Origin of the sequence: Flavobacterium sp. (assembly GCF_036515215.1) — a bacterium.
In the GTDB taxonomy this organism is placed as follows: domain Bacteria; phylum Bacteroidota; class Bacteroidia; order Flavobacteriales; family Flavobacteriaceae; genus Flavobacterium.
Genome location: NZ_DATBVQ010000170.1, coordinates 1 through 11960 on the forward strand (window position 1 = coordinate 1; position 11960 = coordinate 11960).

The window sequence follows — 11960 nt, forward strand, 5'->3', positions numbered from 1 at the left end:
CGCAGTTCCTGTCACTTTTACATCCTTGTGAAATTCTTCACGTAAAGCGGTAATTTCTTCGATAGCTTCGGCCAATCCTTTTGCATTACGAGCCATACCTACTTTGTCCCACATTATTTTTCCTAATTTCCTGTGGAAATAGTCAACAGAATGTGTTCCGTTATTGTTCATGAATTTCTCAATTTGATCTTTCACTCCTTTTTCTGCAGCTTCAAATTCTGGAGTATCCGTAGAGATAGTCCCCATTTTAATATCCGGGGATAAATAATCGCCAATTGTGTAAGGCAATACGAAGTATCCGTCAGCTAAACCTTGCATCAAAGCCGAAGCCCCTAATCTATTTGCTCCGTGATCTGAGAAGTTTGATTCTCCAATAGAGAAACATCCCGGAATTGTAGTCATCAAGTTATAATCAACCCATGTTCCACCCATTGTGTAATGCACCGCCGGGTAAATCATCATTGGAGAAGTATAAGGATCCTCGTCTACAATTTTATAATACATTTGGAACAAGTTTCCGTATTTATTTTTTACGACTTCAGTACCTAATTTTGTTACCGCTTGTTTGTCATTAGCATCTATACCCTTTAAGAAGGCTTGCTCTTTTCCGTAACGTTGTATTGCTGCAGCAAAATCCAAATAAACCGCTTCACCTGTTTTGTTTACTCCAAAACCAGCGTCACATCTTTCTTTAGCAGCGCGAGAAGCTACATCTCTAGGAACCAAGTTACCAAACGCAGGATATCTTCTTTCTAAGTAATAATCTCTTTCAGCCTCAGATAAATCTATTGCTTTTTTCTTTCCTTCACGAATCGCTATAGCATCTTCGATTTTTGCAGGAACCCAGATACGTCCGTCATTTCTTAAAGATTCCGACATCAAAGTTAATTTTGATTGGTGATCTCCAGAAACTGGAATACAAGTTGGGTGAATTTGCGTATAACAAGGATTTGCGAAATACGCTCCTTTTTTATGTATTTTCCAAGCTGCGGTAGCATTAGAACCCATTGCATTTGTTGACAGGAAGAACACGTTTCCGTATCCTCCAGAAGCAATAACTACTGCATGAGCTGAATGTCTTTCGATTTCACCTGTAATCAAGTTACGAGCGATAATCCCTCTTGCTTTTCCGTTTACGATTACTATATCTAGCATCTCGTGACGGTTGTGCATTTTTATTTTTCCACGACCGATTTGACGGTTCATAGCAGAGTAAGCACCCAATAGTAACTGTTGTCCTGTTTGCCCTCTAGCATAAAAAGTTCTAGAAACTAATGCCCCTCCAAAAGAACGGTTGTCTAACAAACCTCCATATTCACGTGCCAATGGAACTCCTTGAGCCACACACTGGTCAATAATATTTGTAGATACTTCAGCCAAACGGTGTACGTTTGCCTCACGAGCGCGATAATCTCCTCCTTTTACGGTGTCGTAAAATAATCTGAAAACAGAATCTCCATCTCCTTGATAATTTTTTGCTGCATTGATTCCTCCTTGTGCCGCAATAGAGTGCGCACGACGCGGTGAATCTTGAAAACAAAATGCTTTTACGTTATATCCTAATTCTGCCAATGTTGCAGCAGCAGAACCTCCAGCTAATCCTGTTCCAACAACGATAATATCTAAATTACGTTTGTTAGCAGGATTTACTAAATTAATATGATCTTTATAATTTGTCCATTTGTCCGAAATTGGACCACTTGGAATTTTTGAATCTAATGCCATTATAATTGAATATTAATGATTGAAATGATGAAAAAGTGCAATGAAAATAAACCCAAAAGGGATTACAATTGCAAATGCATAGCCAAAACCTTTTAACGATCTTGAATATTTATTATTAAAACCTACTGACTGGAATGAAGAGCTGAACCCGTGCCATAAGTGTAGAGAAAGCAAAAGGAAAGACAAAGAATAAAGCGCCGTACGAACTGGGCTTTCAAACTTTTCAGCTAATTCATGAAAATACCTAGTTTCATCCAACGGATTCACCTGAACATATTTATATACCATCTCTGGAACCCAGAAATCGTAAAAGTGCAATCCTAAAAATGCCAAAACTACCATTCCCGTAATAATCATGTTTCTCGATGCCCATGAAGAATTTGCAGCACCGTTGTTCTTTACGTATGAAATAGGACGCGCCTTTCTATTTTGAAAATCCAAAACGAAACCCATAATAAAGTGAAAAACAACCCCAATAATTAAAATTGGTTGAATGACAAACTGAACCAAGCCATTATTCCCCATAAAATGAGATAAGGAATTAAAGGTGTCGGGACTAAATACCGAAGTCATATTGATGAAGAAATGCTGTGCTAGGAACAGCATTAAAAAAATTCCTGAAAGCGCCATAGCAACTTTTTTAGCTATCGACGATTTCAATAATGCAGATTTTGCCATAAGATTTATATAATTTGTTTTAAGAATGTCACAAAAATAAAGTAAATAGACCTGAACTACAACCTTATCGTTGTTATTTATAATGATTTTAAAGTGCTTTAAATTCAACGAATAGCAGCCGTCGAAAGCCCATTTTATTGATTGATTGCCAATTAATTTCTGCCATTACCTTCTTTTTCATTTTTACGGCACTTCCCTAAAATACGAAAAAAAACTTTTTTCGTCATTTGTGCCTCGAATTTCCACCCATATCCACAAAAATTAGCTTTCAAAGTTTATTTTTTTTTGTAAAAAAGAACAACAAGCGCAAGTAAAAAATTCAGATCAGCTAAATTTAGCCATGTACTTTTGAACAATTAAGTCCGTATTTTCATTTCGGATTTTAAGGTCTAGTTGAATTGGAGGCGAGGCTCTTTCTTCGCAATTTTTCACGGCACAAGTTTCGCAAGTCACCCCCACAATTTGTTTTTTTATCGATTTATTGTCGATGAATTTAAATTTTTTCTTCATCCCAGACGTAATCAAAATCCCAACGGATATACTCCTCAGGCAATCTTTCTTGAAAGGATCTTCAGTAGCCGATGAAAAAACCAAAAATTCATTACCGCTGTTTTCATAACGGGAAATTTGCGCATCAAAAAAATGACTCTTATTTTGTTTCAAGGATTCCACTATTGTTTTTACCGAAATCCACCTTCGGCAGTAATGCTCGTTCATTTCATTCGCATGCGGTTCCTGCTGATTGGTGATGTGCAATTCTTTTTTTATCTGATAGGTATCCGCCCCCACTTTATGGGAAAGGCGAAGAAAGAAGATATTTTTAAGCTGAAAATCCTTAGGCAAAATATTGGTTAACCTCTGGTAGAAAGATTCGGGAGAAACGTTAAACTGACTCATCAGCTGAATCATTTCTTGAGGTTTAGGATCTGTTTTAGCCAAAAATAAATTGAGCTCGCTCACTAATTGTTTCCTTGGGATCAATAAAGCTCCTGCAAAATAGGATGCGTAGAAATTATTGAGGACTTCGTCAAAATTCTTGAACTTAATCCAACTGAAAGTATACAACCTTTCTGTTATTTCAAGGTAATTATAGGCTATCTCTTTCGCCAAAATAAATGCTTTTTGTTGCGAATCGATGTCAAGTGACAGCAACAAGGTTTTGCTCTTTGGCACGTATATGGACCTTAAATCCCCTAATTCCTCTTGTTCGGAAAAAACAATCTCCTGAATAGTATAGCCGTACTCTTCCGTAAGTACCGCCGTCAAATCTTCTATGGAAATTTTTGTGTTGATATTTATCTGGAAGGCTTTGGAGAAGTCCAAGACTTTTTGCTCCAAATCTTCAAAATAATTATTGTGAGCCTCCTGATACGAGCGCAAGGCCGCCAGGAAAAAACTTTCTCGCGTTAAGTTATAATGCTGCGCGATCTCAATAATAGTACTTATGAAGGCATTTACTTTTGCAGGCGCGTTAGCAATGATATCAATAAGGTCATTTTCCTGAATCCCGAAAATGTCCAACGGTATTTCCTTGAGGATACCCGATTTTAGAATTTCCCCAATTGGAGCCAAGTTATTATCCAACTTCAAAGAAACCATATGATCGTATGAAACCTCCAGCTTTTCTGCCAAAAGAATAATCTTGTCGGTTTTGGGATATTTCTTTCCCTTCTCGATTTCGTTCAAATACGATTTTGAAAGCTCCGTTATTTTGGCCAAGCCAAACAAGGACAAGTTCTTATTAGTGCGCGCTTGCTTGAGTTTTAGCCCGAAAATCAATTTGATATATTCTTTTTCTACGTTCATGATTCCAAAGATAAGATAAAAAACAAAATCCGCAAAAAAAGTTTTTTGTAATTTTAGCGTACGTTCGCTTGTTTTGTAAAAAACTTTTCGTACCATTGTCATGTAAAACGAATTAACCATGACACACCAAACCGAAACAACCGAAAGAAAGTTCCAGTTTTCATCTGAAACGAACCAAAACTATCCTGAAATATTGACGGATAAGGCCATCGATTTCCTAACTGAATTGCATCACAGATTCAACAGAAAGAGACTTTTGCTTTTAGAAGAAAGAAAAAAACAACAAGCCTTATTTGATGCTGGTGCATTGCCTTGTTTCCCGATCGAAACAAAAACCATTCGAGAGAGCAATTGGCGAGCTTCAGCAATCCCAAAAGATCTAATGGACAGGAGAGTGGAAATAACAGGACCCGTTGACAGAAAAATGGTAATTAACGCTTTGAATTCAGGAGCCAAAACTTTCATGGCCGATTTTGAGGACAGCACATCACCAACCTGGACTAATTTAATGGATGGCCAGCAAAACCTAAAAGATGCGGTAAACAAAACCATTTCATTGCATGATACCTTAAAGAACAAGAAATACTCCTTGAATGAAAATACAGCAGTCTTAATTGTCCGTCCAAGGGGATTGCATTTACCCGAAAAGCATATTTTGATAGATGGAGAGCAAACTTCGGGTTCGCTGATAGATTTTGGCTTGTACGCTTTTCACAATCACGAGGAATTGACAAAAAACGGCACCGCGCCTTATTTCTATCTTCCAAAACTGGAACATTACTTGGAAGCTAGATGGTGGAATGACGTTTTCGAATTTGCACAAGAATATTTAGGGGAGCAAAACGGGACTTTTAAAGCAACGGTTTTAGTCGAAACGATAACGGCCAGTTTTCAATTGGACGAAATAATTTTCGAACTGAAAGACCATATCGTCGGCCTCAACTGCGGAAGATGGGATTACATTTTTTCTTACATCAAAAAATTAAGAAATAACCCCGTATTCATTGTTCCAAACAGAGATCAGGTAACGATGACTTCGCCATTCATGAGCGCATATTCACAACTAGTGATTCAAAGGTGTCATAAACGCGAAATACATGCGATAGGCGGAATGGCAGCCCAAATTCCAATAAAAAATGACGAGCAAGCCAACACAATCGCTTTCAACAAAGTAATTGCCGACAAAGAACGCGAGGTTAGAAACGGACATGACGGAACCTGGGTGGCCCATCCGGATTTGATTCCTCTGGCAATGAAAGTGTTTGACCGAGAGATGCCGACAAAAAACCAGATCCACATAAAAAGAGCAGATTTAGACATCACGGAAAACGATTTACTAGAAGTGCCAAAAGGAACGGTTACCGAGGAGGGTGTCAGAAAAAACATCAGCATTTCCATTTTATATCTGGCTTCATGGCTCAACGGACAAGGCGCTGCCGCCATACATCATTTAATGGAAGATGCGGCCACAGCCGAAATTTCTAGGTCTCAATTGTGGCAGTGGCTGCAAAACGAAGTGACTTTAGACAACGATAAAAAATTGACGAATAATTACTATCACAGATTAGCGATGGAAGAATTCGAAAAAATCAAAAAAACAGTTGGCGAGGAGAATCACGAAAAAGGAAAATACAATTTGGCGGAACAGCTATTAGACATTCTGGTTGTAAATCCAAATTTCATCGACTTTTTAACAATCCCTGGCTACAAATACATTTAAAAAAAAACAACCAACCGAAAAACTATTAAAACAAAATTATGAAAACTACCGAAACAAGAATTCAAGAATTAGTTGCTGACTGGATCACAAACCCAAGATGGAAAGGTGTTGAACGTCCTTATACAGCCGAAGAAGTTGTAAAACTACAAGGATCATATAAAATAGAGCACAGTATCGCCAAAATGGGTGCCGAAAAGTTATGGAAAAAACTTAATTCTCAAGACTTCGTTGCGGGACTTGGAGCACTAACAGGAAACCAGGCCATACAAGAAGTGGAGGCCGGACTGGAAGCCATTTATTTGAGTGGATGGCAGGTTGCGGCAGACGCCAATGTTGCGGGAGAAATGTACCCTGACCAATCATTGTATCCTGCGAACAGTGTTCCTCTGGTTGTAAAAAGAATCAACAATGCGTTGTTGCGCGCTGACCAAATACAGGTTGTAAACGGGGAAGTGAATAAAAAAGATTATTTAGTGCCTATCGTTGCCGACGCAGAAGCCGGTTTTGGCGGTAACCTGAACGCCTTCGAATTGATGAAAGCAATGATTGAAGCGGGTGCCGCAGGTGTTCATTTTGAAGACCAATTAAGTTCCGCCAAAAAATGTGGCCATCTTGGAGGGAAAGTTTTGGTTCCTACGCAAGAAGCCATCAACAAATTAGTTGCAGCCCGTTTGGCAACAGACGTTATGGGAACGCCAACATTAATTGTGGCTCGCACGGACGCTGATGCCGCTAATCTATTGACAAGTGACATCGACCCTAGAGATGCAAAATTTATAACTGGCGAAAAAACCTCTGAAGGATTCTTCCACGTAAACTGCGGTGTACAACAAGGGATTGACAGAGGATTGAGCTATGCGCCTTATGCTGATCTAATCTGGATGGAAACAAGCAACCCAGACCTTGAATACGCAAAACAATTTGCAGATGCAATTCACAAAGAATTTCCGGGCAAAATGTTAGCTTATAATTGTTCCCCTTCATTCAACTGGGCAGCTAAATTGTCAGTTGCGCAAATGGAAACATTCAGGGAAGACCTTGCCGCAATGGGATACAAATTCCAATTCATCACTTTGGCTGGATTCCATGCTTTGAACACAAGTATGTTCGAATTATCGAAAGCGTATAAAGAAAGAGGTATGGCTGGATATTCTGAATTACAGGAAAGAGAATTTGCTTTGCAAAAGCACGGATTCAAAGCGGTAAAACATCAAGGTTTTGTAGGAACCTCTTATTTTGATGCCATTCAGAATACGGTTACTGCAGGGAGATCTTCAACAACAGCCATGAAAGACTCTACTGAAACGGCGCAGTTTAAATAAAATCATCAATACTAATTCAATTGCATAGCGCATTGGTTTAAAAACACTCTTTTTAAGCTAATGCGTTTTTGTTGTTTTTTATAAAATTATTGAATTCATAACCGGAAACCATTTAATCTTACTATTTTTGAAGTATTAAACGTAAATCTTAGATTGTTATGAAATACCATCAAATCGACCGTGACTTATTTATAAAAAATCGCTCCAAATTCATGGCTCAAATGAAGCCAAAAAGCGTTGCTATTTTTAACTCCAATGATATTTACCCTATAAGTGCCGATAGCACAATGCCATTCGCACAACACCGAGACATTTTTTATCTAAGCGGTGTGGATCAAGAGGAAAGCATTTTGCTGCTTTTCCCTGACGCTCCCTATGATAACCAAAGGGAAATGTTGTTCCTGAAAGAGACGAATGAGCACATTGCGGTTTGGGAAGGCGAAAAGTTGACTAAAGAACGCGCTTTGGCCGTTTCGGGAATTAAGACCGTTTATTGGTTGCAAGACTTTGAAAAGATTTTGTTCGAAATGATGACACATTCTGACACCATTTACATCAACACAAACGAGCATTATCGTGCAACGGTGGAAACTGAGACTCGCGAAGCCCGTTTCGTAAAATGGTGGAAAGAAAAATATCCTGCTCATGCTGTCGCAAAAAGCAACCCGATCCTGCAACGCATCCGTTCCGTAAAAGAAAGCGAAGAGTTAGATTTGATCCAACAAGCCTGCAACATTACCGAAAAGGGATTCAGACGTATTTTATCTTTCGTGAAACCGAATGTGATGGAATATGAAATTGAAGCAGAATTCATCCACGAATTCACTCGCAACCGCTCTAAAGGTTTCGCTTACACTCCAATCATTGCTTCCGGAAACAGTGCCAATGTGTTGCATTATATCGAAAATAACCAACAATGTAAAGCGGGTGATTTGATCCTGTTGGATGTTGGCTCAGAATACGCCAATTACTCAAGTGACATGACACGTACAATTCCGGTTTCGGGGAAATACAACGACCGTCAAAAAGCCGTTTACAATGCCGTTTTGAGAGTGAAAAACGAAGCCACAAAAATGCTTGTTCCAGGAACACTTTGGAAACAATACCATATCGAAGTTGGTAAATTGATGACCTCAGAACTTCTGGGTCTTGGATTAATCGATAAAGCTGATGTGCAAAACGAAAACCCGGAATGGCCAGCCTATAAAAAATACTTCATGCACGGAACTTCCCACCATATGGGACTAGACACGCACGATTACGGAATCCTAACCGAGCCAATGCAAGCCAATATGGTTTTCACCGTAGAGCCCGGAATTTACATCCCAGCCGAAGGTTTCGGAATCCGTCTTGAAGACGATGTCGTGATTCAGCCAACTGGCGAACCGTTTAACTTGATGCGCAACATCCCAATCGAAGTGGACGAAATAGAAAGCTTGATGAATAATTAAAAATTGTTCAAATTTCAGGTTTAAAGTTAACAGCTTAGAGCAATCTAGGCTGTTTTTTTATGCGTCAAAATTCGATAACCCGATAAATAAACGAATAACCGATTTACAATAATTTGGGCGCATCCCCGCCTGCGTAAACTCCGCTGCGTCGGGCTGTTCGCTATTGGTCCTCGTCCCGAAAAATCGGGACTGCGGGCTAGCCGCTGCCATCCCTTGCGCGAAACCCTAAATAAATCACAAAGCTGTAACTTTTTGACGTCAATGCTAACTAATCAGGTATCAAAAAACTACAATTATGAGAGCACACGAAATAGATTACGAGATATTCGGCGAAGAAATGCAATACGTAGAAATCGAACTGGACCCTCAGGAAATAGTCATTGCCGAGGCAGGGAGTTTTATGATGATGGATAACAATATTCAGATGGAAACCATTTTCGGGGACGGATCGGAACAGCAGTCCGGTTTGTTCGGCAAACTATTAAACGCCGGAAAAAGGGTCCTTACAGGCGAAAGTCTTTTCATGACCGCTTTCATCAACCAAAACAACAGTAAAGGAAAAGTTTCCTTTGCCTCTCCATATCCCGGAAAAATTCTACCGATCGACCTAACCGAATTCCAAGGAAAATTCATCTGCCAGAAAAGCTCTTTCCTCTGCGCCGCCAAGGGCGTTTCGGTAGGAATTGAATTCTCTAAAAAAATGGGGCGCGGTCTTTTTGGCGGTGAAGGTTTCATCATGCAAAAAATTGAAGGAGACGGAATGGCATTTGTACATTCTGGCGGAACCTTAGCCAAAAAAGAACTAAGAGCAGGCGAAGTTTTGAAAGTGGACACTGGCTGCATCGTCGGATTCACAAAAGATGTCGATTACGACATCGAATTCATTGGCGGAATCAAAAATTCTGTTTTTGGAGGCGAAGGACTATTTTACGCCACGCTTCGCGGTCCCGGAACAGTTTATATACAATCGTTGCCCTTCAGCAGACTGGCAGACAGAATTATTGCCTCTGCACCAAAATCAGCTGGAGATAGTCGCGGTGAAGGTAGTCTATTGGGCGGATTGGGGAATTTATTGGATGGGGATAATCGCTTTTAACAACCTTTCTGTTTGTCATCCCGACGAAGGAGGGATCTCAATAGTTTCTCAAATTATGTGATTTCCCTCCTGCATCGAAATGACAAAAAAATATCGCTTATAAATGGAAGCTTTTATTATTTTAAAGATAGCTGAATTTGAGGTAAGGGTTGACAAAGTGTTTTGTTGACGATTTTTTCTCTCATTAATTTCTTCTTATTAAAATGTCTTGAAATATTCTGAATGATTTCTGTGTAATTATCTTTAATCACTATCCCTTTTTCATCTTTTGTTTCATGGAAAAACACTTTAATTGAACGACAATTATTATGTTCAAAAATTGTGTTTAATAAAGTTCTGTCTGATAATCCACAAGAATGACCCATTATATAAACTTGAAATTTTTGATCACTTTCTACAAAATCCAAGAGACTTTTATAATTTGAATTTTGAAGATATTGAAATGATTTGAAATTTCTTAAATATTCATTATCATTTATATTTTCAATAATTTTATAATCATCATCCATTTCATCTCCAAAACCAAAATTGATTAAATTTTCCCCATCCTCTAAATCACCATGAATATTATTTACCAGATAATATTCTTCTTTTGCTTTAAAATCATTACAATAAAAATTAATGCTATTTGTATAATTAAAATTTAAGAATAAAAGATTCCGTTTAACTTTTCCATCGGTAACATCATCTATTAACTTTAAATCCTCATTTTTAAAATCAGAATAATCAAATCTTTCCGAAATAATTGTTTTAAGTTTATTTTCATCATTAAATTCAAAAGAATATTTATTGAATACCTTTTCTAATAGATATTTTTCTAAACGCTTTTTAACCTCTTCAAATTCTTTATTAAGAATTATAAGATTTTGCTTTTTGCTTTCAATACTTATCATCGTAGATTTGACAATTTTTTTTAACTCTGTGTAATATTCATTTTCAATATCTACCCAGTTTTGAATCGATTTTTGGTTAATTAAACTAAAAAAAGCATTCTTATAATTAAGTATGTGAGCTCTAGGATATTTACCGCTCCTATTATTACCAGTTTCCCGGTAAATTTCAGCATCAGAAAATTTTATATTCTCATCATTTTGCATAATATTATTTGCCAGTCCTTCCAAATTTTTTACTGGATCAAATTTAAAATGTTGCCCCATACTTTGAAATGAAACAAACTCATCATTATGACTAGAATCTTTAATTCCTCTCCAATAATCGTCAATAAAATCTTTATACGAAGTTGGTAATCCGTGCGCCAAATCAAATCCGTTTCCAATAATAACAAGTCTATTCATATATAAAGGCTTTTCTCAAATATAGTCATTTCTCTTACATGAACTTCCATGCCATATATGGTTTAAAACATTTTTCCTTCTATTCTAAAAACTTATATGACTTATATGGTTTAAAAAAACCTCTCCGCTACTACCCTAAAAACTTACGGCAACTTATATGACTTCTATGGTTTAAAAAAAATAAATCCTTAATTTTGCTGTCGCTCAAAAACGAAGCAAAAAGTGAATCACATACAATTTAAAAATACTAGCATCTCTTATTCCGATACCGGAAAAGGCACCGCTATTGTGCTATTGCACGGTTTTCTAGAAAACCAAAAGATGTGGGACAATTACATCGAGGCCTTTTCTGTAAAAAATCGGGTAATCACTATTGATCTATTGGGTCATGGCGAAACGGAATGCTTGGGTTATGTGCACAGCATGGAGGACAATGCCGATGCAGTTCACGCGGTATTGGCGGAATTGCGCATCCGGAAAGCGATTCTCGTTGGGCATTCCATGGGCGGTTACGTTGCCTTAGCTTTCGCCGAATTGTACCCCGAAAATGTAAAAGGCCTGGTTTTGTTGAATTCCACCGCCAGAGCAGATAGTGACGAACGAAAAATAAACAGGGATCGCGCCGTCAAGGCGGTAAAACAAAGCTATCTCGGTTTTGTGAGTTTGGCGATAGCCAATCTATTCAGTGAAAACAATCGAGAAAGATTGCGAGACGAAATTGAAAACACAAAAAAAGAAGCCTTAAAAACACCGCTTCAAGCAATTGTGGCTTCGCTGGAGGGAATGAAAATAAGACCGGACAGGGAAATTTTGTTGCATCTTAGCACCTACCCAAAAATGCTTGTTCTTGGCGAGAAAGATCCCGTT

General features: G+C 38.2%; 9 protein-coding genes. 5 read left to right on the plus strand and 4 right to left on the minus strand.

The window, feature by feature from the left end; all coding sequences use genetic code 11:
- From VIH09_RS11495 to VIH09_RS11505, 3 genes are all read right to left on the minus strand, one after another.
- Positions 1 to 1725, minus strand: a 1725-nt coding sequence (locus tag VIH09_RS11495; RefSeq protein ID WP_331581086.1) for a fumarate reductase/succinate dehydrogenase flavoprotein subunit, incomplete at its 3' end; no start/stop codon positions are given.
- A 12-nt stretch (positions 1726 to 1737) separates the two neighbouring features.
- Positions 1738 to 2403, minus strand: a complete 666-nt coding sequence (locus VIH09_RS11500; RefSeq protein ID WP_331581088.1) for a succinate dehydrogenase cytochrome b subunit — start codon at positions 2401 to 2403, stop codon at positions 1738 to 1740.
- Positions 2404 to 2727: 324 nt separating this feature from the next.
- Positions 2728 to 4209: a helix-turn-helix domain-containing protein gene (locus VIH09_RS11505; protein ID WP_331581090.1), complete on the minus strand. Its 1482-nt coding sequence runs from the start codon at positions 4207 to 4209 to the stop codon at positions 2728 to 2730.
- A gap of 118 nt (positions 4210 to 4327) precedes the next feature.
- On the opposite strand from VIH09_RS11505, the gene aceB reads away from it, so the two are divergent.
- From aceB to VIH09_RS11525, 4 genes are all read left to right on the plus strand, one after another.
- Positions 4328 to 5929 carry a malate synthase A gene (gene aceB, locus VIH09_RS11510; RefSeq protein WP_331581092.1) on the plus strand — a complete coding sequence of 534 codons (1602 nt, stop codon included), beginning with the start codon at positions 4328 to 4330 and terminating at the stop codon, positions 5927 to 5929.
- Between the two features lie 38 nt (positions 5930 to 5967).
- Positions 5968 to 7251, plus strand: coding sequence for an isocitrate lyase (aceA, locus tag VIH09_RS11515; RefSeq protein ID WP_331581094.1), 1284 nt, complete (start codon positions 5968 to 5970; stop codon positions 7249 to 7251).
- A gap of 158 nt (positions 7252 to 7409) precedes the next feature.
- Positions 7410 to 8702 (plus strand): aminopeptidase P family protein, encoded by a 1293-nt coding sequence (locus VIH09_RS11520; RefSeq protein WP_331581096.1) that lies wholly within the window; start codon positions 7410 to 7412, stop codon positions 8700 to 8702.
- A gap of 295 nt (positions 8703 to 8997) precedes the next feature.
- Positions 8998 to 9798, plus strand: a complete 801-nt coding sequence (locus VIH09_RS11525) for a TIGR00266 family protein (RefSeq protein WP_331581098.1) — start codon at positions 8998 to 9000, stop codon at positions 9796 to 9798.
- Between the two features lie 116 nt (positions 9799 to 9914).
- Here VIH09_RS11525 and VIH09_RS11530 read toward each other — a convergent pair whose 3' ends face one another.
- Complete coding sequence (locus tag VIH09_RS11530) at positions 9915 to 11093, minus strand: AbiH family protein (RefSeq protein WP_331581100.1); 1179 nt, start codon at positions 11091 to 11093, stop codon at positions 9915 to 9917.
- A 222-nt stretch (positions 11094 to 11315) separates the two neighbouring features.
- Between VIH09_RS11530 and VIH09_RS11535 the strand changes: the two genes are divergently transcribed.
- A partial coding sequence (locus VIH09_RS11535) for an alpha/beta hydrolase (protein ID WP_331581102.1) occupies positions 11316 to 11960 on the plus strand: 645 nt, incomplete at its 3' end.